Raw genomic sequence first — 20,962 nt, 5'->3', positions numbered from 1 at the left:
TCACGACGGTTCAGCGAGCGGCGCCGCAATTCGACGGGCGGCAGGACCCCGGCCCGCGCCCCCCAGCTCCCCGAAAGCGTCGCCGGACCCCCGCCGAGTCGCCGTGCGGGGCGCTGGCGACGCTTCCCGGGCAAGAAACGTCGCCGGGGCCCCGCGGAGCTGATCTGCGGGGCCCCGGCGACGGAAACGGGAAGCGGGCGTCGATGGCGCCGGCCCCTACTCGAAGAAGCCGAAGTAGTCGTGCGCGTTGTTGTAGCAGATGTCCTCCACGAGGCCGCCGAGGTAGGCCTCGTCCTCGGGGAGCCGGCCCATCTCGACCCACTCGCCGACGGTGTGGCACAGGACGCGGCGGAAGTACTCGTGGCGCGGGTAGCTGAGGAAGCTCCGGGAGTCCGTGAGCATGCCGGTGAAGTTGGCGAGCAGGCTCTCCTGCGCGTACATCGTGAGCTGGCTCTTCATGCCGGCGAAGTGGTCGAAGAACCACCAGGCGCAGCCGAGCTGCAGGCGCTGGCGGCAGCCGCCCTGGAAGGACTGGATGAGCGTGGCGATGCCCATGTACTGGGACTCGTCGAGCGTGTAGATGATCGTCTTGGGCAGGGCCTCGGCGCTGTTGGCCGCGTCGAGGAGCAGGGCGAGCTGGCCCACGAGCCCCGGCTGGTCGCCGGCGGAGTCGAAGCCGGCGTCGGCGCCGAGCGCGGCGAAGCCGCGGGAGTTGGCGTTGCGGAAGACGTTGGCGTGCAGCTGGAGCGTCCAGCCGTGGCGCTCGTACTCGCCCATGAGGAAGAGCGTGAGCGCGCTCTGGTAGGCGTCCACCTCCGTCTTGCTCGGGGCATCGCCCGCAAGGGCGCGCGCCACGATGCCGGCCACCTCGTCCTCGGTGGCGCCGACATAGGTGAACGAGTTCATGCCGTGGTCCGCGAGGCGCCCGCCGACCTCGTGGAAGTAGTCGACGCGCTGGGCGGCGGCGGCCTTCAGGCTCTCCCAGCCGGTGACGGCCACGCCGGAGACCTGCGCGAGGCGCGCGAGGTAGGCGGCGAAGTCGGGCTTGTCGATGCCCATGAGGCCGTCGGGGCGGAAGGTCGGCAGGACCTTGAAGCCGTTCTCGGCCTCCTCGGCGGCGAGCAGCTTGTGCCAGGCGAGGTCGCTCGCCGGGTCGTCGGTGGTGCAGACGCAGCGGACGTCGAAGGCGCGGATGAGGCCCTTGGCGGAGAAGCCCGCCTCGGCGATGCGCTCGTTGGCGCGGCGCCAGATCTCGTCGGCGTTGGCGCGACAGATCGTGAGGTCGATCCCGAAGGCGCGGCGCAGCTCCAGGTGGCTCCACTCGTAGAGCGGGTTGCCGGGCGCGCGCTCGATGGTGTCCACGTAGGCGAGGAACTTCTCGTAGGGCTCGCCGTCGCCGGTGATGAGGCGCTCGGGCGTGCCGTTGGCGCGCATGAGGCGCCACTTGTAGTGGTCGCCCGCGCCGTTGTCGCAGATCCAGAGCTGGGCGAGGTCCGAGAAGTGCACGTCCTCGTAGATCTGCCTCGGGTCGAGGTGGCAGTGGTAGTCGATGATCGGCATCTTCTCCGCGTGGTCGTGGAAGAGCCTCCGCGCCCACTCGGTTGTCAGCAGGAAGTCGTCGTTCAGCAGCATGGAAGAGTCCCCTTTCTCCCAGAAGCCAGAGGGTGGGAATCGCGTGGGAGCAACCGAGAAGGGCGCGAACTGCGGTCAGGGCGTGCCGCACATGCCCCGCCCGCAGTTCGCGCAGCGCTGTTTGAGGACGGGGCATGTGCGGCACGCCCCGTTGGGGTGGCCTACGCGCCCTTCTCGATTGCCTCCCACATTCCGTTGATGTAGGCGATGCCGAGGGCGCGGTCGTAGAGACCGTAGCCCGGGCGTCCCGTCTCGCCCCAGATCATGCGGCCGTGGTCGGGCCTCATGTAGCCCGTAAAGCCGTTGTCGTGGAGGGCCCTCATCATCTTGTACATGTCGAGCGAGCCGCAGGGGCTGGGGTGCGGGGCCTCGTAGAAGTCCTTGTTGCCCGGCTCATCCGGGGAGATGTACTTGATGTTGCGCATGTGCACGAAGTGGATGCGACCGCGGCGCGTGAACTCAGCGAGGATGTCGTAGATGTCGTTGCCCGGCTCCTCGGCGATCGAGCCGCAGCACAGCGTGATGCCGTTGTAGGGCGTGTCCACCGCGGTGCAGAGCCAGTCGAGGTCCTCGCGGTTCTTGATGATGCGCGGCAGGCCGAAGAGCGAGTAGGGCGGGTCGTCCGGGTGGATGGCCATCTTGACGTCGCACTCCTCGCAGGTCGGCATGATGGCCTCGAGGAAGTAGACGAGGTTCTCGCGCAGCTTGTCGTCGTCGATGTCCTTGTAGGCGTCGAGCAGCGCGCGCACCTGCGCGAGGCGCTCCGGCTCCCAGCCGGGAAGCGTGAAGTCGCCCGACCCGTTGGCCACGCGGTCGATGATGACCTGCGGGTCGTCGGGGATGTTCGCCTTGACGAAGGCGAGCGTGCGCGAGCCGTCGGGCAGGACGTAGTCGAGGTCGGACTTCACCCAGTCGAAGACCGGCATGAAGTTGTAGCAGATGACCTTGACGCCCTCGGCGGCGAGGTTGCGGATCGTCTCCTTGTAGTTCTCGATGTGCTCGTCGCGCTTGTCGGTGCCGATCTTGATGTCGTCGGAGACGTTCACCGACTCGATGACCTTGAGCGTGAGCCCGTGGGCCTCGACCATCTCGCGCAGCTCGTGGATGCGCTCGCGCGGCCAGACCTCGCCCGCGGGGATGTCGAAGAGCGTGCCGACGATACCCTTGCAGCCGGGGATCTGGCTGATCTCTTCGAGCGTGATCTTCTCCTCGTTGGGGCCGTACCAGCGGAAGGTGAGCTCCATGTCCCTCTCCTCTCTCTCCGGGCGCGCGCCCGGTCCTTCGTTTGCCTAGCCGACGTACTTTCCGATGGTCGCGGCGACGGCGCCGGGACCGGCGTTGAGCTCCGCGAACATGCCCTCGATCTTCTCGCCGAGGCCGGCCTCGTAGAGGTCGAGCGAGAAGATCTCGGCGTTGGACAGGATGGGGCTGACCGCCTCGTGGATCCTGGCGGGGTCGGTCTCGCCGAGCGAGATGCCGGAGAGCTGGGCCCTGAGGTCGGCCAGCAGCGGGTCGGGGCTCGGCTCGAAGGCCTCTCCCCTGTCGTCGACGGCGAGCAGGTAGCGCAGCCACCCCGCGATCACGAGGGGGATGGCCACGAGGCCGGAGACGTCACGCCCCGCCTCGAGGTAGGCGTTCAGGGTGTGGCCGTAGCGGATGGGCACCTTCTGCGAGGTGTCCGCCGCGATGCGCTGCGGCGCGTCGGGCAGGCTCTTGTTGGGCAGGCGCTCGGCGAGCAGCTCGTCGATGAAGGTCTTGGGGTCGATGACCTTGGGGTCCACGACGACGGGAAGGTCCTCGTCGTAGCCGAGCTTCCTGATGAGCGCCACCAGGTCGGGGTTCTCCATCTCCTGCCAGATGCGGGTGTAGCCGAGCAGGCAGCCGTAGACGGCGAGGCACGTGTGCAGCGGGTTCAGGCAGGCCGTGACCTTCATGGTGTCCGCGCGCTCCGCGGTCTCGCGGTCGCACATGATCACGCCGCCCTCCTCGAGCGCGGGCCGGCCGTTGGGGAACGAGTCCTCGATGACGAGGTAGTGGGCCGCCTCGGTGTTGGCGAAGCCGGCGAAGGTCGGGCCGGAGGTCTTGATGAGGTCGAGGTCCTCCCAGCCCTGCTCCCTGAGGGCGGCCTCGGTCTCGGGCGAGGGGTTGGGGGTGATGCGGTCGATCATCGACCAGGGGAAGCTCACGCGCGACTCGTCCGAGACGTAGTCGACGAAGTCCTGCGTGACGTGGCCGTGCTCGAGCCAGCCGCGGGCGATCGTGAGGATGGCCTCCTGGAAGCGGCGGCCGTTCTGCGAGAAGTTGTCGGTGGAGACCATGGCGATGGGCGCGGCGCCCGCCTCGAAGCGGTCGACGAGCAGCGCGCAGACGATGCCCATCGAGCTCGTGGCGTGCGCGGGGCCGGCCTCGATCTCGGCCGCGACGTAGGGCAGCAGCCTGCCGGATGCGTCGGTGAGGCCGTAGCCCTTCTCGGTGATGGTGAAGGTGACCATCTGCAGGTCGGGGCTCTCGAAGTAGCGGCGCGCGAGGGCGTAGTCGGTCGGGCGGTCGGCGTTCGCGAAGATGGCGCCGGCCGTGACCGCGAGCACCCGCTCGTCGAGCGTGCCGTCGGCGTTCATGACGACCTGCAGGATGTTGTTGTCGTAGGGGGCGTAGACCTCGTCGATCGTGAACGGGCGGAAGGTCTCCGCGACGACCACGCCGCGGTTCAGCAGGCCCTTGTCGGCGAGGTCCTGGGCGATCTGGGCGTGGAAGGCGCGATAGAGGTTGCCGCCGCCGAAGTGCATCCACACCGGCTGCTCGGCGCCCGCCTTGCGCAGGGCGTCGACGTCGCACTGGGGCACGCACACCCCCTTGCCCTCGAGCTCGTCGCGGCTCTCCTGCCAGTTCTTGAGTGTTGCCATCTGCTCCTCCGTCCTTCTCGCCCGCCGGCGCTGATGTCGGCGTCGCACGGGGCCCGTCGGTTCCCCCTTGAACTGATATATTAGTTTGAGCGTGCCTTCAACTCAACAGTGACTCCCCGAGGTTTTGCCGGGAATCCGCCAGCGGTCGGTATTTCGCTTTGAGTGTCCGAGCGGTCTGCAGATTGCGTCGCGGACTCGAATCGGGGCGGCGCGAGGATGCGGCAACCCGTAAAATAAGACGTTAGCAACAGGCTAGCGAGCGGCGAGAAGGACGAGCATGCACGAGAAGGACACCCCCACCCTGCAGACCCAGGCCTACGAGGCCCTGCGGCGCGCGCTCGTGTTCTCGCGCTACAAGCCCGGGGAGCGCCTCGTCCCCAAGCGCCTGTGCGAGGAGCTCGGGCTCGGCCGCACCCCCGTGCGCGAGGCGCTCGTGCTCCTCCAGCAGCAGGGGCTCGTGAACACGGTGCCCCAGAGCGGTACCTACGTCTCGAAGATCGACATGCGTGCGTGCGAGGACGCGCGCTTCGCCCGCGAGTGCCTCGAGCGGCAGGTCGTCATCGAGTGCTGCGCCAAGGCCACGAAGGCGGACATCGCCTGCATCGACGCCATCATCGCGCAGCAGGAGGAGGCCGTCGAGGCCGCCGACGAGCTCGCGTTCTTCGAGTCGGACAACCTCATGCACGAGACCTTCTTCGTCATCGCCGACCGCGCGCCGCTCTGGGACTGGCTCAACATGACCAACGTCCACTACGAGCGCTTCCGCTGGCTGGCGGTGCTGACCTCGGGCGTCGAGTGGGACGTCGTCATGGACCAGCACCACAAGATCCGCGACGCCATCGCCGCGCACGACACGAACGAGGCCTCCTACCTCACCTCGCGCCACCTGCGCAAGGCGCACATCGACTACCACCCCATCTCGGCCTCCCACCCGGAGTACTTCACGGAGAGCTGACGGCGCACGGCGAGAAGAACCGTCGCGAGGGCCCCGCGGACAACGGATGCGGGGCCCTCGCGACGTCTCTGGGCGCAGGCTCGTCGCCTCGGCCCCGCAGGGCGGGTGTGCGGGGGTTTCGCGACGATTCCGGGCGGCGAAACGTCGCGAATCGCCCGCAGACTAGGTGCGCGGGGGTTTCGCGACGATTCCGGGCAGCGAAATGTCGCGAGGGCCCCGCAGAGTAGGTTTGCAGGGGTCTGGCGACAGTCTTGGGCGACGTTCTGTCGTGAAGGCCCCGCAGGTCGGGTGCGCGGGGGCTTCGCGACGGTTTGGGATGACGGATTGTCGCGAAGGCCCCGCATAACGGCTGCGCGGGGGGATGGCGACGTTCTTCTCGCCCGCGGGATCAGGCCACGCCGCAGACGCGGGCGATGAGGGCGGGCATGACCTCGTCTGCCTCCGCGCCGCTCTTGAGCGCGCGCTCGGCCTCGGCACAGGCGCCGAGCAGGCGCTCCAGCTCGCCCTCGGAGAAGGCGCGCGCCCAGCGGCCATGGTTTCTCACCTGCCAGTCCTGCTTCTTCAGCTCCGAGGCCAGCGCGTGGGCCTGACCGCGCGCCGCGAGCGAGCGGGCGCAGACGAGCTCGCGCAGGCGCCCCGCCACGAGCGAGAGCAGCCCGAGCGCCGAGCCGTCCAGCAGGCGGTAGAGCGCGAGGGCGCGATGGGCGTCCCGCGCGGAGAGCCGGTCAAGGAACTCCCAGGGCTTGACCTCGGCCACGCGCGCGACGTTGGCCTCGACGAAGGGGGCGGTGATCGTCCCCGAGCCGCCGAGCAGCGCCGCGAGGGTCGCGACCTGCGTGTCGAGCATCGTCGTTGACTCGCCGACGCGCGCCACGAGCTCGCGCGCCGCGTCGGCCGCGATGGAGACGCCGTGGGCGGCCGCGAGCTTCTGCACGTAGGGCGGCAGGTCGCGCCCCTTCTTGGCCGCGCAGTCGATCACCGTGCGGGGGCCCACCTTCGCAACGGCCTTGTAGAGGCGCGTGGTCTTGGCGAGCGTCGTTGCCACGAGCGCGAGCGTGCAGCTCGGGTTTGGGTTGTCGAGGTACCCCACGAGGGCCTCGGAGACGGGCTTGGGGAGCTTCTCGGCGTTCTCGATGACGACGACGCGACGGTCGCCGCCCATCGGCAGCGTGTTGAGCGAGGCGAGCACGCCCACCGGCTCGAGGTCCCCCGAGGCGACGAGCTCCTCCAGGTTGAAGGCCGCGAAGGGCCCGTCGACGCGCGCCTTGAGGCGGGCGAGCGCCTGCTTGCGCTTGAGCTCGTCCGGCCCCACGATGAGATAGGCCGCCAGAAGCGCGGGCTTGTCTGCCATCTTCTCCTCCCCTCGCGGCTAGAGCAGCCGCGCGTAGTCCTGAAGCGCGTGGAAGACGCGGGCGACCTCGACCGCGCGCTCGTCGTCATTGACCCGGTAGAGCGCGACGTAGCTCCCGAAGCGCGCCCTGCGGTAGCCGCCCGCGGCGAGTCTGCCCTCGGCGGCGCGCGGGTACATCTCGGGAAACTGGGCGAGATTGCCCGTCACGCGCTCGAGACCGTCCAGGAAGCCCCGCGCGGCCGTCTGACTCCGAGCCTCGTGCAGCAGGTAGGAAGCAATCCGCTCCTTGTCTCTCTGGGCGGCGTTGGCAAAAAAGACGTCATAGGCCATAGCGCTCACGTGTCCTTTGTATCGACTCGCGGGCGTCCACGACTCTGCCCTCGCGGAAGTCCTCCTCCGCCTCGTCGACGAGGCGGTAGAGCTCGGCGCGGGCGCGCTCCATGCGCATCGCGTCGAGCACCTCCATGGACATGGCCGCGAAGGCCTCACGCCCGTTGCGGGTCACGATGACGGGCTCCGGCGACTCCTCGACGATCCGCGCGAACTCGACGGTGTTCTTGATCTCTTTGATGGGCACGCACCTCGGCATTTCACACCCCCTTTGGGCCACAATCGTGGCCCCTAGTGTAGCACTCATGGCGCTACCCCCTTCTGACAGGTAACGACCGGCCCGGACTCCCCCGGCTCGACCGTCACGTCCCCGCATTCGATGGTGCACAGGAAGAGCGACCCCGCCCCCTCGAGGACCTCGACGCAGGCCGGGTCGGGATGGCCGTAGGAGTTGCCCTCCCCCGCGCTCGCGACGCTCACCTCGGGGTCAAGCGCCGCGGCGGTCCCAGCCCCGACGGACGCGGCAGACCCGTGGTGGCCCACCTTGAGGAGGTCGACGTCGCCCACGTCCCCGCGCGCGACGGCCGCCGACGTCTCAGGCTCCTCGGCGTCGGCGGCGAGAAGCGCCGTGAGGCTCCTCGCGCCGCCGTCGAAGGAGAGCAGGAGCTCGAGCGAGCCCTCGTTGCCGGACCCGTCGGCCGGCTCGAGGGGCGAGACCACCTCGAGCGAGAAGCGCCCGACGGAGAGGGCGTCGCCGTATCCGACCAGCCCCACCGGCAGGCCCGCCGCGGCATCGCCCGGGTCCACGCCCTCGCCCACGATGACGCGGCCCACCGACACCGCCCCGATGACGTCCCCGAGTCCCCCCGCGTGGTCGTCGTGCAGGTGCGTGAGCAGGACGGCGTCGAGGTGCGTGACGTTGGCCCGCGCGAGCGCCGCCACGACGGCGTCGCCGGGCCCGGTGTCCACGAGCAGCGACGAGGCGCCGTCCGTGACGAGGATGGCGTCGCCCTGCCCCACGTCCATGACCACGACGCGCGCCGGGGCGAGCAGGCGCCAGCGCAGCAGCCAGGCGAGGCCGACGGCCGAGGCGAGCCCGAGCCCGGCGGCGAGCGCGCGGCGCGAGACGGGCGGCCACCAGACGAGCAGGGCCCCGGACGCCCCGAGCATGACGGCAAGCGCGACGCCCTCGTCGACGCTCGCCGCCACGCTCGCGAGCGGGATCCTCCCGAGCACGGCGACGAGCCACGCCACGACGCCCCCGAGCGCGTCGGTCACGAGGAGCGCGGGCGCCTGCAGCGGGGGCGCCCAGGCGAGGCAGGCGGCGACGAGCCCCGCCCCCAGAAACGGCGAGAAGAGCGGTGCGAGCAGCACGTTGGCGAGCGGCGCCACGAGCGAGAGCTGGGAGAACGCGGCGCAGGTGAGCGGCAGCGTGACCGCCTGCGAGACGAGCGTGAGCGCAAGGGCGTCCCCGGCGTCGCCCGCGAGGCGCGAGAGCGCCCGCGCCAGGCGCGGGGGCGCCGCCGCGGGCGGGCGCGGCGCGGGGAGAAGGACGCGCACGAGATAGCGCGCGTAGCCGCCGAGCGCGCAGATGCCGCAGACGCAGGCGACCGAGAGCAGGTACCCGAGCTGCCCCGTCACGCCGGGGTCGGCGAGCGCCATGGAGAGCGACACCAGGCTCGCGGACGACAGGGGATGCCCGCGCCTTCCCGCGAGGCGCGACAGCGAGGCCACGAGCGACATGGCCCACGACCGCACGGCCGAGGCGGGCGACCCGCAGAACGCGACGAAGAGCGCCGTGAGGGCGAGAAGGGCCGCGGCGCGGGCGAGCGGGGCGAGGCGCGAGCGCTCGATCGGGGCGGCCGCGAGCGCGCAGACGAGCACGAGATGCCCGCCCGAGACCGCGACGAGGTGCGAGACGCCACAGCGCGCGAACGCCTCGTCGAGCCCGCGCTCTGAGATCGCCGCAGTCGACCCGCAGACGCTGCCCGCGAGGAGGGCCCGGGCGTCCGAGGAGCCCGCGTCGAAGCTCGAGAGCACCGCCTCTCGAAGCCCGAGGACCGCCCCGGCGATGCCGCCCGGCGGCTCGGCGCCCAAGAGGCGGACCACGCGCACGGTCCCCGCGATCCCCTGGGCGCGCGAGGACGCGCCCCAGTCGTCGTCACCGTTCGCCGAGAAGCGCCCGACGCACCGAACCGTGAGCCCCTGCTCGATCGGATCGTCGAAGAGCAGCCAGACCTCGCCCGCGACCGCCCCGTCGCGCGAGGCGACGGCCCTGCCGCGCCACGCGTCCGCGCCGCGGGACATGTCGCTCGCGAGCCTGAGCTCCCAAGTGGAGACGGGGCTCGAGGAGAGCGCCGCCGCGAGCGCCCCCTGCCGGGAGAGCTCCGCCGCGCAGGCGAGGCCCGAGGCCGAGAGCGCGGCGAGGATCACGGCGGCGAGCGGCAGCAGCCTCGGCCCGCGTCGCGGCCCGAAGGCCGCGAGCGCGGCGGCGCCGGCGAGCGCCGACCCCGCCGCGAGGGCGAGGGCGGGCGGCGTGAGGGCGAGGGCGGCGCGCATGGCCCCGAGGGCGACGAGCAGGGCCCAGAACGCGTGGGGGAGCGCCGGGCGCGGGGGCGGCGGGATGCGCTCAGACACAGACGAGCCCCTCGAGCTTCGCGAACTTCTTCTCCCCTATCCCCGAGACCCGCATGAGGTCCTCGGGCGAGGAGAAGGGCCCGTTCGTCTCGCGGTCCTCGACGATCGCGAGCGCCGTGGCCTCGCCGACGCCGGGGAGCTCGTCGAGCTCCTCGACGGTGGCGGTGTTGAGGTTCACGGGGCCGTCCGACCCACCCCCCGAGCCGGACGCGGGCTCCGCGCTCGCCTGGGGCGCCTCCCCGACGAGCGGCACGTGGACCTTCTCCCCGTCAGCGAGCCGGGCCGCGAGGTTGAGCCCGGAGGTGTCCGCGCCCTCCGCGAGCCCTCCCGCGGCGGCGATGGCGTCGTTCACGCGCGGCTCGCCCTCGAGCTCGTAGACCCCGGGCGAGCCGACCGCGCCGTCGACATGCACCACCACGACCCCCTCGTCGGCCTCCTCGCCCTCCCCCAACGTCTCGTCGCCGCGCGTCGTCACCTCGCCCTCCCGCTCGGGCGAGCCCTCCGCCGCCCCGGCGGCGGAGGGCTCGCCCCGCACGACCTCGACGCCGCCCGTCGCCGCCATCGCGGCCGCGGCCGCGCCCCCAGCGACGAGCAGCGCGAGCACGAGCGCGGCTGCGACCGCGCCCCGCCCCACGACCCCGTACCTGCGCGCCAGCCTCCCAAGCGGCGCCGATGACCTTCGCTGAGCCATTCCACATCGCCTCCCCCACCCAGCGTGCTCCCCCGGGGGCGTCCTCGGCCCGGGAACGGCGAGATTCTCGCCAGCTCGCTGCCACGAGGCGGACGCGACGCTGACCGGAAAAGGGCGCGCCCCAGCTCAGCCGGGGCACGCCACTACAGGGTTTGATATGGGGTGCCCCCTCGGGGGCTCCGCTCGCGAGGCGGACGCTACCGCTCGCCGCCCATCCAGGGGGAGAGCTCGTTATGGTGCTCCCGAAGGCCTCCCCTGGGCGCGTGATACGACGGGCACTGGGTGAAGTCGCGCCACTCGACGTTGCTCACGAGGTCGTCGACCATGGCCTCGTGGTCGAAGGACCCCCAGGCCTCGAGGACCTGCTCGAGGCGGGCGTGCGTCTCGGGCCGGCGCGGCATGAAGAGCGTGCAGCAGTCGGGCGCCGTCTGGCACGAGATGTCGTAGGTGCCGATCTCGTGCGAGCGGGCGATGATCTCCTGCTTGTCGGAGCCGATGAGCGGGCGGAGCACCGGCATGGTGACGGCCTCGTTCACGACGGCGATGTTGTCGAGCGTCTGGGATGCGACCTGGCCGAGGGACTCGCCGGTGACGAGCGCCTTGGCGCCCTCGAGGCGCGCGATGCGCTCGGCGACCTGCATCATGACGCGACGGTACATGATAATCCTGAGGCCCTGGGGCACGGCGAGCGAGATCTCACGCTGGCGCTCGCCGAACGGGACCACGTAGAGGCGGCCGACGATGCCGGAGGGCGCGAGCGCGTCGACGACGTCCTGGCAGAGCCACTCGCTCGTGTCCGAGGTCATGGGGCGCCCGGAGAAGTGCACGGGGATGCAGGTGGCGCCGCGCCGCCCCACCATCCAGGTGGCCACGGGCGAGTCGAACCCGCTCGAGAGCAGCGTGACGACCTTGCCGGCGGTGCCCACCGGAAGGCCGCCCACGCCCGGCGCCGACGCGGCGTAGACGTAGGTGCTGCCCTGGACCACATGGACGACGACCGTGACGTCGGGGTTGTGGACGTCGACCTTCTTGTCGGGGAAAGCCTCGCAGAGGGCGGCCCCGACGAGGCGGTTCATGTCGAGGCTGTGCAGCTCGTAGGTCGTCGACGACCTGCGGGCATGGACCTTGAAGCTCCCGAACTCCCCCGCCTCGCCGAGGGCGCGGATGGCGGCGGCGACGTACTCGCCCTCGTCGAGGCCGCACTTGTAGGCGAGCGAGACGCGCGCGACGCCCGGCACGCGCCGGATGGCGGCGGCCAGCTCCTCGCTCGCGCGGCCGTCCGCCACCTCGACCACGAGGTGCCCGGACACGCGCGCTATCTTGGAGGGCTCGAAGGCCCTGAGCGCGCGGTGGAGGTTCGTGACGAGCTGGTTCTCGAAGGTCGAGCGGTTCTTTCCCTTGAGGCCGATCTCGTGATAGTGGACGAGGCAGAGTCTCTCCGTCATGGAGCGCCTACAGAGCGATCGTGTTGGCGCCCCTGATGTCCTCGTCGAAGTCCTCCTTGACGAAGCTCAGGGTGCCGTCCTCGATCTCCTTCATGGCAACGGACACGGGGTCCTTGCCCGAGACGACGGTCGTGATGTCGTCGAAGTCCTGGATGGCGGTCACGCGCAGGTGCTGGCCGCGCACCATGTTGTTGATGTCGCAGGCGCGCTTGGACGCGATCGAGCAGAGCAGGAAGGGGTTGTGCTCGGTCTTGTCGAGCAGGGCGTCAATCTCGGGCTTGGTCACAGACATCGTTCGTGGGACCTCCGTTAGTCTCAAAGCGTTCAATAACACTGGCGAGCTCGCGCACGGCGCGCTCGAGGTCGTCGTTGACGACGCGGGCGTCGTACTCGCCGGCGCGCTCCATCTCGCTGCGGGCGTTGGCGAGGCGGCGCTCGACGGACGCCTCGTCCTCGGTCCCGCGGCCGCGCAGGCGCCGCTCGAGCTCCTCCATGCTGGGGGGCTCGATGAAGACGAGCACGGCGTCAGGATGGGCCGCGCGCACGCTCATGCCGCCCTGCACGTCGATCTCCAGGACCACCGAGCGGCCCTCGGAGAGCAGCCGGTCGGCCTCGCTCCTCAGCGTGCCGTAGCGGTGCCCGTGCACCCACGCCCACTCGAGGAACTCCCCCGCCTCGACGCGACGCTCGAACTCGTCGTCATCGAGGAAGTGGTAGGAGACGCCGTCCTTCTCGCCCGGTCGTGGCTCCCTCGTCGTTGCAGAGACCGTCAGGCCCAGGCGCGGGAGCCTCTCGCGAAGGAGCGAGACGAGCGTTCCCTTGCCCACGCCTGACGGTCCGGATACGACGAAGAGCCTGGCTCTTCTCGCCACTTACTTGGAGAGAGCCTCGACGAGCTGCTCGCGCTGGCGGGCGCCGAGGCCCTTGACGCGACGGGTGGCGGAGATGCCGAGCTCGTCCATGATCTTGGAGGCCTTGGCCTTGCCGTAGCCGGGGAGCGACTCGATGAGGGTGGAGACCTTCATGCGGCTGGCGATGGGGTCGTCGGAGTCGAGGACGTCCTCGAGGGCGACCTTGCCGCTCTTGATCTTCTCGCGGAGCTCCGCGCGCTCGTGACGAGCCTGGGCGGCCTTCTCGAGAGCGGCCTTGCGCTGCTCGTCGGTAAGCTGGGGTAGAGCCATGGTGTTCCTCCATTTCAATCCGGTGAGCCGCAGGACCCTGCCCGACGGCTTCGCAAGAAACTAGTGTGCCCATTTAGCTCCGCTTTTGCAACCCTTCTTCACCAAAGGTGCAGGTCAAGGGGCAAACCCTCACGTCGACGCCATGCGCCGTCTGGGCCAGGTGCGACAAAAGCGCAGCTCAGGGCCATTGAGGCCGTTTACGCCATCAGCTCCGCGCAGATGGCGTCGAAGGCGGCCACGGGGTCCTCGGCGCCCGTGATGGGCCGGCCGATGACCAGCTTGGACGCGCCGGCCTCGATGGCGGCCGACGGCGTGGCGATGCGCTTCTGGTCACCGACCTCGGCGCCCGCGGGGCGCACGCCCGGGGTGACGATCAGGGCGTCGGGGCCGAGAAGGGCGCGCATCTCGGCGGCCTCCTGCGGCGAGCAGACGATGCCGTCGGCACCCGAGCCGTAGGCGAGGCTCGCGAGGCGCGCGACCTCCTCGGCGACCGGCGACTCCACGCCAATCTCCGCAAGCGCCGCCTGGTCCATGCTCGTGAGCACGGAGATGGCCACGAGGCGCGTGCGGTCTCCGCCGCGCTGCTCGGCCGCCTCCTCGGCGCCCTTGCGCGCCGCCGCGATCATCGCGGAGCTGCCGAGGCCGTGGATGGAGAGGATGTCCGCGCCCGTAAGGGACGCCGCGCGGACGGCGCCCTGCACCTGGAACGGGATGTCGTGGACCTTGAGGTCGAGGAAGACGCGCAGCCCGCGCTCGCGCATGGCGTCGACGATGGCGGGACCCTCCGCGTAGAAGAGCGTCATGCCCACCTTGACCCAGGTGGCCTTGCCGGCGAGCAGGTCCGCCAGCTCGAAGGCGCGCTCGCGGGAGCAGTCCAGCGCGATGATGATCTTGTCGCTTGCCTCTTCGTACGTCAGCATTCGAAGGCTCCAATCAGCTCGTTGATGTCCGTGACGCCCTGCTCGGCGGCCCAGGAGGCGAGGCCGTCCACGATGTCCGCCGCACAGGTGGGGTCGTAGAAGTTGGCGGTGCCCACCGTGACCGAGGTGGCGCCGGCGAGGATCATCTCGGCGGCGTCCCTCCACGTGGCGATGCCGCCCATGCCGTTGATGGGGATCTTGACGGCCTGCGCCGCCTCCCAGACCATGCGCACGGCGATGGCGTGGATGGCGGGGCCGGAGACGCCGCCCGTGGGCTTGGAGAGGCGGCTCCTTCTGGTGCGCACGTCGATGGACATGCCGTTGATCGTGTTGATGAGCGAGAGGGCGTCCGCGCCCTCGGCCTCGCAGGCGCGCGCGATCTCGGGAACGCGGACGGGCGCCATCTTGACGAGGAGCGGCCGGTGCACGCGCGGGCGCACCGCGCGCACGACCTCGGCCGCGCTCTCGGGGGTCCCGCCCACGAGGACGCCGCCGCGGGCGATGTTGGGGCAGGAGATGTTCATCTCGACGCCGCTTGCCCACGGGCAGAGTTCCTCGATGAGCTCGACGGCGGCCACGTACTCCTCGACGGAGTGTCCGGCCGCCTGCACGATGACGCGGCAGCCGCGCCCCTCGAGCCCGGCGAGGTACTCGCCGTACTGCTCTACCATGCCGACGACGCCGGGGTTGGCGAGGCCGACGGTGTTCATCATGCCGCTCGGCACCTCGCACATGCGCGGCGCCGGGTTGCCGCTCCACGGCTCGGCCGAGCAGCCCTTGAGGGTGATCGCGCCGAGGCGCGAGACGTCGAAGAAGTCCTCGAAGACCGAGCCGAAGGCGAAGGTGCCCGAGGCGGTGTTGACGGGGTTCTGCATGCGCACGCCGCCGAGGTCGACGGCCATGCTCACGCCCTTCTCGACCAGGTTCTTCTCGCCCATCACCACGCCACCTCCTCGGCGTCGAAGACCGGACCGTCCTTGCAGCAGGACTTGTAGGTGCCGTCGGCCATGGCCACGTTGCAGGTGCCGCACGCGCCGAAGCCGCAGCACATCATCCGCTCCATGGAGACGCGGCAGGCGACCCCGGCCTCGCGGCAGAGGCGCGCGACGCCCGCCATCATGACCTCAGGACCGCAGGTGTAGACGACGTCGTAGTCGCCCGCGGCGAGAAGGTCGGCGAGGGCGTCGGTGGTGAAGCCGCGGCGCCCGGCGGTACCGTCGTCGGTGGTCACGGCGACGGCGCCGGCACCAAGGCCCTCGAGCACGTCCGTTCCCCAGAGCCTGCCGGCGGTCTGCGCGCCCACGACGGCGTCGAAGGCCACACCCGAGGCAGCGAGCATGCGGGCGCACGCGACGATGGGGGTCACACCCACGCCGCCGGCCACGACGCAGGCGCGACGCGCGCCCGCGACGGACGGCCAGGGGTTGCCGCAGGGCCCGACGGCGGTCGAGGTCTCCCCCGCCGCCATCTCGGAGAGGCGCCGCGTCCCGTCGCCCACGACGGCGTAGACAATCTCCACGGTGCCGGCCTCAGCGTCCGCGCAGCTGAAGGACAGTGGGATTCGCAGGACCTGGCTCGCGTCGCCGGGCACGTGGATGTTCACGAACTGGCCCGGGGCGAGCGCGGCCGCGAGCTCGGGCGCGCGGAGCACGATGCGCATGAGGCCGTCGGCCACCGGCTCGTTGGAGACGACGGTGAAGCCGTGGACGTCAAGCCCGGCGCTCATCGCAGGACCCGCTTGACCGGGGTGACCTCGCCGTCGGTGAGCGTGTGGCGACCGGCGACGAAGACGTCACACGCGGCACCCGTAAGGGTTGCCCCGAGCCACGCGGAGTTCTTGGAGCGGCTCTGGAGCCAGTCCTCGGTGACCGTGACCTCGGCCGCGGAATCGATGAGCGTGAGGTCGGCGGTGCTGCCCGCCTCCACGCGGATCTCCGGCAGGCGCAGGCAGCGGCGCGGGTTCACGGCCATGACCTCGACGAGGCGAGACCAGCTCATCGTGCCGGGCAGCACGAGGTTGGTGAGCATGAGCGGCAGCGACGTCTCGAGCCCCACGATGCCGAAGAAGGCGATCTCCCACTCGCAGTCCTTCTCGTGCGGGGCGTGCGGGGCGTGGTCGGTCACGATGCAGTCGATCGAGCCGTCGAGGATGCCCTCGCGCAGCGCGGCCGCGTCCGCGGCGGTGCGCAGCGGCGGGTTCATCTTGAGGTTGGTGTCGTAGGCGTCGGTGATGTCGTCCTCGCACAGGAACAGGTGGTGCGGGGTGACCTCGCAGGTGACGGGCAGGCCCTCGGCCTTGGCGGCGCGCACGAGCTCGAGGCCCTTCTCGGTGGAGATGTGGGCGATGTGCAGGGCGCAGCCGGTCATGCGGCAGAGCTCGATGTCGCGGTAGATCTCCAGCTCCTCGCCGAGCGCGGGCCAGCCGAACATGCCAAGGCGCGTGGAGGCGCGCCCCTCGTTGATGACGCCGTGCGTGGTGAGCGACTCCACCTCGCAGTGGGCGGAGACGACCTTGTCGAACTGGGAGACGTACTCCATGCAGGTGCGCATCATGCCGGCGCTCTGGACGCCGTGGCCGTCGTCGGAGAAGGCGACCGCGCCCTCCATGACCATGTCGCCGATCTCCGCGAGCGTCTCGCCCCTCTCGCCCACCGTGAGCGCGCCGATCGGGCGGATGTGGCAGAGGCCGGCGTGGCGGGAGCGGTCGATCTGGTAGCGGACCTCGGCGCCGTTGTCGGTCACCGGGTCGGTGTTGGGCATCGTGGCCACGTCGGTGAAGCCGCCGTGGGTGGCCGCGCGGGCTCCGGTCTCGATGGTCTCCTTGTACTCGAAGCCGGGGTCGCGGAAGTGCACGTGCATGTCCACGAGGCCGGGCACGAGGTACTTGCCGGCGGCGTCGATGACCTCCGCGCCCTCCGGGGCGTCAAGGCCCTCCCCCACCGCGGCGATCTTGTCGCCGTCGATGAGCACGTCACGGACGTCGTCGAGGCCCACCTGCGGGTCGACGACGTGGGCACCCTTAAGCAGATACGCCATTGTTCTCTCCTCCCAGAAGCAGGTACATCTCAGCCATGCGCGTGAGGACGCCGGCGTTCACCTGGTCGAGGATGCGCGAGCGCGCGCAGTCGGCCACGTCGGCGTTGATCTCCATGCCGCGGTTCATGGGGCCGGGATGGCAGATGATGGCCTCGGGCTTCATCCTGTTGACGCGGGCCATGTCGAGGCCCCAGAGACGGTTGTACTCGCGGCGGGACGGGATCGCGGCGCCCTCCATGCGCTCGAGCTGGACGCGCAGCATGTAGACGACGTCCATCTCGGGGATGACGGCGTCGAGGTCGGCCGTCTGCGGGACGCCGTAGTAGTCCGGGTCGTCCACCTGGAAGGTGGGCGGGCCCACGAGCGTGACCTCGGCGCCCATGGTCTTGAGCGCGGGCACGAGGCTGCCGCACACGCGGCTGTGGGAGAGGTCGCCCACGATGGCGACCTTGAGGCCGTCGAGGTGGCCGAAGTTCTCGCGGATGGTGTAGAGGTCGAGCATCGCCTGCGTGGGGTGCTGGTGCTTGCCGTCACCGGCGTTGATGACGATGGCGTCGGTGTGCTCGGTGATCTTCTGCGGCGTGCCGGCGAGCTTGGCGCGGCAGATGAACATGTCGACGTTCATGGCGTCGATCGTCTCGATGGTGTCGGCGAGGCTCTCGCCCTTCACGACGGAGCTCGTGGCGCCGCCCATGGAGAGGGAGTCGGCGGAGAGGCGCTTCTCGGCGAGCTCGAAGGAGCTCTTGGTGCGCGTGGACGGCTCGAGGAAGAGGTTCACGATCGTGCGGCCGCGCAGCGCCGGGACCTTCTTGATGGCGCGCTTGTTGACCTCGGAGAACGAGCGGGCCGTGTCGAGGATCTGCGTGATGTCGTCCGCGGTGAGGCTCGTCGTGTCGATCAGGTGCTTGACGGACAGCATGTGGTTGGCACCTCCTGTGCTACTCGGTGGGCTTGGTCCAGATGGAGACCGAGTTGGTCTCGTCGTACGGGGCGATGGTCACGCGGACGTCCTCCTCGTGCGAGGAGGGGACGTTCTTGCCCACGTAGTCGGCTCGGATGGGAAGCTCGCGGTGCCCGCGGTCGATCATGACGGCCAGCTGGACGGTCCTCGGGCGGCCGAGGTCGATGAGCGCGTCGAGCGCGGCGCGGATCGTGCGCCCGGTGTAGAGGACGTCGTCGACGAGGATGATGTCGCGCTTGTCGACGTCGAAGGGGATGTCCGTGCCAAACTCCACGGGCGCGATCTTGCGGCGGACGTCGTCGCGGTAGAAGCTCACGTCGAGCGTGCCCACGGGCGGGCGGGTGCCCTCGATCTTCTCGATCTCGTCGGCGAGCAGCGGCGCGAGCGCGGCGCCGCGGCGCACGATGCCCACGAGCGCGATGCCCTCGGCCCCCTCGTTCTTCTCGATGATCTCGTGGGCGATGCGGGTGAGCGCGCGGCTCATGGCCTGCTCGTCCATAATCTGGGCCTTGAGCTGTGGCTGTTCCATGGGACTCCCTTCTCACAAAAAGACGCCCTGCCGTATGCCGGCACGAGCGTCGAGATAAGGCTATGAGAGCGTCCCCATGGGAGGACCTGACCTTGCTGGCGTCTCGCACCGGCTTAAAGAATCCCCCACAGTGTACACCATTCGGGCGCGCCGGGACGCGACCGCGCGGACCACCTACCCGAACTGCCGCTCGTACGCCTCGACGACCTCCTCGACGGGGCCGTCCATCCGTTGGACGCCCTTCTCGATCCAGATCGCGCGCTCGCAGATGCGCTCCACCTGCTTCATGGAGTGGGACACGAAGAGCACCGTGACGTTGCCCGAGTCGATGAAGCTCTTGATGCGCGCCTCGCACTTCTCCTGGAAGAAGACGTCGCCGACGGAGAGCGTCTCGTCGACGATGAGGACGTCGGGCTCGGTCACCGTGGCGATGGCGAAGGCGATGCGCGCCACCATGCCGGAGGAGTAGTTCTTGAGCGGCATGTCCATGAAGTCCTGGAGCTCGGCGAAGTCGATGATCTCCTGGAGGTGCTCGTCGACGAACTCGCGGGAGTAGCCGAGCAGCGACCCGTTGAGGTAGATGTTCTCCCGGGCGGTGAGCTCGGCGTCGAAGCCCGCGCCGAGCTCGATGAGCGGGGCGATGTTGCCGCGCACGACGATCGAGCCCTCGGAGGGCTCGAGCACGCCGGCGATGCACTTGAGCATCGTGGACTTGCCGGAGCCGTTGGTGCCCACGAGGCCGACGACCTCGCCGCGGCGCACCTTGAAGCTCACGTGGTCGAGCGCGCGGAACTCCTTGAAGAAGAGCTCGTGCCTCATGATCTTGATGAAGTACTCCTTGAGGTTGTTGAGCTGCTCGCTCGCGATGTTGAAGATCATCGAGACGTCGTTGACCTCGATCGCGTACTCGGAGCCGGTGGTGTCAGCCATGGGGATACCGCCCTAGATGAAGAGGATGAACTTGTGCTCGGTCTTGCGGAAGACGAGGTAGCCGATGACGAGCATGAGCAGCGCCCAGAAGGCCGCGAGCAGGAGCACCGTCGTGGTGGGGCTCGACTGGTACACGATGGCGCAGCGCATCATCTCGAGGTAGTTGTACATGGGGTTCGCCTTGACGACCCACACCACGAACTGGGGGGCGCCGGCGTTGGTGAGCAGGGAGAGGTCCCAGAAGATGGGCGTGAGGTAGGTCCAGGCCGTGAGGGCGACGCTCCAGAGGTGGATCATGTCGCGGAAGAAGACCGCGGCGGCACCGATGAGCAGGCTGATGCCTATGCAGAAGAGCATGAGCAGGAAGAGCGCCGGGATCATCCAGACGATATGCCAGGTGGGCATGACCTGGAAGAACAGCATGACCACGACGACGGCGATGAGCGAGAACCCGAAGTTCATCATCGCGGAGAAGACCTTCTGGACCGGGAACACCCAGCGGTCGACCTTGACCTTCTTGAGCAGCGGGGCCGCGCTGATGATGGACGTCAGGCCGCCGTTGGTGGCCTCGCTCATGAGCGAGAACGTGATGTTGCCCACGATGAGGTAGAGCGGGTAGTTCTCCACGTTGGATCCGCGCAGGAAGTACGAGAAGACGAAGCTCATGATCATCATCATGAGCAGCGGGTTGAGGACGCTCCAGATGACGCCGAGGACCGAGCGGCGGTACCTCAGCTTGAAGTCCTTGGTCACGAGCTGCTGAAGGATGAAGCGGTCCTTGGCGAGCGCGCCGGTGACGTGCGCGGCCCTGTCGGCCGCCTCGATGGTGTGGCTCACGGTTCCTCCCGGCATGCGGATGGCTGTTGCGTTGAAATCCTAACACAGGGCGTCGGGAGTCATAGAAACGGCAGAGGCCGGGGGTAGGGCTCCTGCCGTCGCCGCTTCTGAAAAGGGGGCCATGGCAATTCTCGGAGCTGCTGTGTTGCCGCTTCTGGGGTTGTGGCAACCGCAGGAAAGAGCCAGCTGGACGTTCTTCTCGCCCCGTTGCTGAATCTGGGGTCATGGCAGGCCAGATACTGCCACGACCCCAGATTCAGCAACGCCTTCACCCGCAGGGCTGCCACAACCCACATATCGACAACGTCAGTGAAGGAGGTCCGTCGGCGCGGGCGAGAAGAGCTGCCCTCCCCGGCCCCGTCCCAAAAGAAATCTGCGATTTTCCCTTGCGCGCCTCAGAGGAATCTGTATACTCTTCTCTTGTGCGAACGCGCACACCACATTCCCCGGTGGCGCAGTGGTAGCGCAGCTGACTGTTAATCAGCGTGTCGTAGGTTCGAATCCTACCCGGGGAGCCAGGACATGCGAGGGACCGAAGTTCGAGCTTCGGTCCCTTTTTTTGTTATCCGCAGACGAAACCCACGATGTCCCTCGAGCATGCCTTGACGCACGGTTTCCGGGCCT

Annotated in this window: 21 protein-coding genes and 1 tRNA gene; 2 read left to right on the top strand and 20 right to left on the bottom strand. The window is 69.6% G+C overall.

Features of this window, described 5'->3' with window-relative positions; translation table 11 throughout:
* Window positions 1-216 precede the first annotated feature (216 nt).
* The 3 genes from uxaC to E0L17_RS00310 all read right to left on the bottom strand — a co-directional run bounded on the left by uxaC (window position 217) and on the right by E0L17_RS00310 (window position 4,535).
* Window positions 217-1,632 (bottom strand): glucuronate isomerase, encoded by a 1,416-nt coding sequence (gene uxaC, locus E0L17_RS00320; RefSeq protein WP_167929307.1) that lies wholly within the window; start codon window positions 1,630-1,632, stop codon window positions 217-219.
* Between the two features lie 161 nt (window positions 1,633-1,793).
* Window positions 1,794-2,876 (bottom strand): mannonate dehydratase, encoded by a 1,083-nt coding sequence (uxuA, locus tag E0L17_RS00315; RefSeq protein ID WP_167929306.1) that lies wholly within the window; start codon window positions 2,874-2,876, stop codon window positions 1,794-1,796.
* Window positions 2,877-2,921: 45 nt separating this feature from the next.
* Window positions 2,922-4,535: a mannitol dehydrogenase family protein gene (locus tag E0L17_RS00310; RefSeq protein WP_167929305.1), complete on the bottom strand. Its 1,614-nt coding sequence runs from the start codon at window positions 4,533-4,535 to the stop codon at window positions 2,922-2,924.
* A 277-nt stretch (window positions 4,536-4,812) separates the two neighbouring features.
* Between E0L17_RS00310 and E0L17_RS00305 the strand changes: the two genes are divergently transcribed.
* The gene (locus E0L17_RS00305; RefSeq protein WP_167929304.1) at window positions 4,813-5,490 is read left to right on the top strand and encodes a GntR family transcriptional regulator; all 678 of its coding nucleotides are present in this window, start codon (window positions 4,813-4,815) and stop codon (window positions 5,488-5,490) included.
* 388 nt (window positions 5,491-5,878) lie between these two features.
* Here the strand turns inward: E0L17_RS00305 and holA are convergent, their stop codons facing one another.
* The 17 genes from holA to E0L17_RS00220 form a co-directional block, all read right to left on the bottom strand.
* The gene (holA, locus tag E0L17_RS00300; RefSeq protein WP_167929303.1) at window positions 5,879-6,841 is read right to left on the bottom strand and encodes a DNA polymerase III subunit delta; all 963 of its coding nucleotides are present in this window, start codon (window positions 6,839-6,841) and stop codon (window positions 5,879-5,881) included.
* 18 nt (window positions 6,842-6,859) lie between these two features.
* The gene (locus E0L17_RS00295) at window positions 6,860-7,171 is read right to left on the bottom strand and encodes a type II toxin-antitoxin system RelE/ParE family toxin (RefSeq protein ID WP_286163192.1); all 312 of its coding nucleotides are present in this window, start codon (window positions 7,169-7,171) and stop codon (window positions 6,860-6,862) included.
* Window positions 7,161-7,430 (bottom strand): type II toxin-antitoxin system Phd/YefM family antitoxin, encoded by a 270-nt coding sequence (locus E0L17_RS00290; RefSeq protein ID WP_167929301.1) that lies wholly within the window; start codon window positions 7,428-7,430, stop codon window positions 7,161-7,163. Before E0L17_RS00290 ends, E0L17_RS00295 begins: the two co-directional genes overlap by 11 nt.
* Window positions 7,431-7,474: 44 nt before the next feature.
* Window positions 7,475-9,808, bottom strand: a complete 2,334-nt coding sequence (locus E0L17_RS00285) for a ComEC/Rec2 family competence protein (RefSeq protein ID WP_167929300.1) — start codon at window positions 9,806-9,808, stop codon at window positions 7,475-7,477.
* Window positions 9,801-10,499 (bottom strand): ComEA family DNA-binding protein, encoded by a 699-nt coding sequence (locus E0L17_RS00280; RefSeq protein WP_167929299.1) that lies wholly within the window; start codon window positions 10,497-10,499, stop codon window positions 9,801-9,803. Before E0L17_RS00280 ends, E0L17_RS00285 begins: the two co-directional genes overlap by 8 nt.
* Before the next feature lie 197 nt (window positions 10,500-10,696).
* Window positions 10,697-11,944, bottom strand: a complete 1,248-nt coding sequence (gene thiI / locus E0L17_RS00275) for a tRNA uracil 4-sulfurtransferase ThiI (protein WP_167929298.1) — start codon at window positions 11,942-11,944, stop codon at window positions 10,697-10,699.
* A 7-nt stretch (window positions 11,945-11,951) separates the two neighbouring features.
* Window positions 11,952-12,236: a DNA-directed RNA polymerase subunit omega gene (locus tag E0L17_RS00270; protein ID WP_075280076.1), complete on the bottom strand. Its 285-nt coding sequence runs from the start codon at window positions 12,234-12,236 to the stop codon at window positions 11,952-11,954.
* On the bottom strand, window positions 12,211-12,816 hold the full coding sequence (gene gmk, locus E0L17_RS00265) for a guanylate kinase (protein WP_075280075.1): 606 nt from the start codon (window positions 12,814-12,816) through the stop codon (window positions 12,211-12,213). The genes E0L17_RS00270 and gmk overlap by 26 nt, the downstream gene beginning before the upstream one ends.
* On the bottom strand, window positions 12,817-13,125 hold the full coding sequence (gene mihF, locus E0L17_RS00260; protein ID WP_075280074.1) for an integration host factor, actinobacterial type: 309 nt from the start codon (window positions 13,123-13,125) through the stop codon (window positions 12,817-12,819).
* A gap of 197 nt (window positions 13,126-13,322) precedes the next feature.
* The gene (gene pyrF / locus E0L17_RS00255) at window positions 13,323-14,045 is read right to left on the bottom strand and encodes an orotidine-5'-phosphate decarboxylase (protein ID WP_206108919.1); all 723 of its coding nucleotides are present in this window, start codon (window positions 14,043-14,045) and stop codon (window positions 13,323-13,325) included.
* Window positions 14,039-14,983: a dihydroorotate dehydrogenase gene (locus tag E0L17_RS00250; RefSeq protein ID WP_286163175.1), complete on the bottom strand. Its 945-nt coding sequence runs from the start codon at window positions 14,981-14,983 to the stop codon at window positions 14,039-14,041. The genes pyrF and E0L17_RS00250 overlap by 7 nt, the downstream gene beginning before the upstream one ends.
* Window positions 14,983-15,771 carry a dihydroorotate dehydrogenase electron transfer subunit gene (locus E0L17_RS00245; RefSeq protein ID WP_167929297.1) on the bottom strand — a complete coding sequence of 263 codons (789 nt, stop codon included), beginning with the start codon at window positions 15,769-15,771 and terminating at the stop codon, window positions 14,983-14,985. The genes E0L17_RS00250 and E0L17_RS00245 overlap by 1 nt, the downstream gene beginning before the upstream one ends.
* A complete protein-coding gene (locus E0L17_RS00240) occupies window positions 15,768-17,081 on the bottom strand; it encodes a dihydroorotase (RefSeq protein ID WP_167929296.1) in 1,314 nt (437 codons plus the stop codon). Before E0L17_RS00240 ends, E0L17_RS00245 begins: the two co-directional genes overlap by 4 nt.
* The gene (locus tag E0L17_RS00235; RefSeq protein ID WP_167929295.1) at window positions 17,065-18,000 is read right to left on the bottom strand and encodes an aspartate carbamoyltransferase catalytic subunit; all 936 of its coding nucleotides are present in this window, start codon (window positions 17,998-18,000) and stop codon (window positions 17,065-17,067) included. The genes E0L17_RS00240 and E0L17_RS00235 overlap by 17 nt, the downstream gene beginning before the upstream one ends.
* A gap of 19 nt (window positions 18,001-18,019) precedes the next feature.
* The gene (gene pyrR, locus E0L17_RS00230) at window positions 18,020-18,571 is read right to left on the bottom strand and encodes a bifunctional pyr operon transcriptional regulator/uracil phosphoribosyltransferase PyrR (protein ID WP_167929294.1); all 552 of its coding nucleotides are present in this window, start codon (window positions 18,569-18,571) and stop codon (window positions 18,020-18,022) included.
* Window positions 18,572-18,745: 174 nt separating this feature from the next.
* Window positions 18,746-19,501 (bottom strand): ABC transporter ATP-binding protein, encoded by a 756-nt coding sequence (locus E0L17_RS00225; protein WP_167929293.1) that lies wholly within the window; start codon window positions 19,499-19,501, stop codon window positions 18,746-18,748.
* Window positions 19,502-19,513: 12 nt separating this feature from the next.
* Complete coding sequence (locus tag E0L17_RS00220; RefSeq protein ID WP_167929292.1) at window positions 19,514-20,353, bottom strand: ABC transporter permease; 840 nt, start codon at window positions 20,351-20,353, stop codon at window positions 19,514-19,516.
* 428 nt (window positions 20,354-20,781) lie between these two features.
* Here E0L17_RS00220 and E0L17_RS00215 point away from each other — a divergent pair.
* Window positions 20,782-20,856 (top strand) — tRNA-Asn (locus tag E0L17_RS00215).
* The last annotated feature ends 106 nt before the right edge of the window (window positions 20,857-20,962 follow it).

Origin of the sequence: Olsenella sp. SW781, assembly GCF_012027725.1 — a bacterium.
Taxonomy (GTDB): Bacteria; Actinomycetota; Coriobacteriia; order Coriobacteriales; family Atopobiaceae; genus Thermophilibacter.
This window is presented reverse-complemented; position numbering and strand designations above follow the sequence as displayed.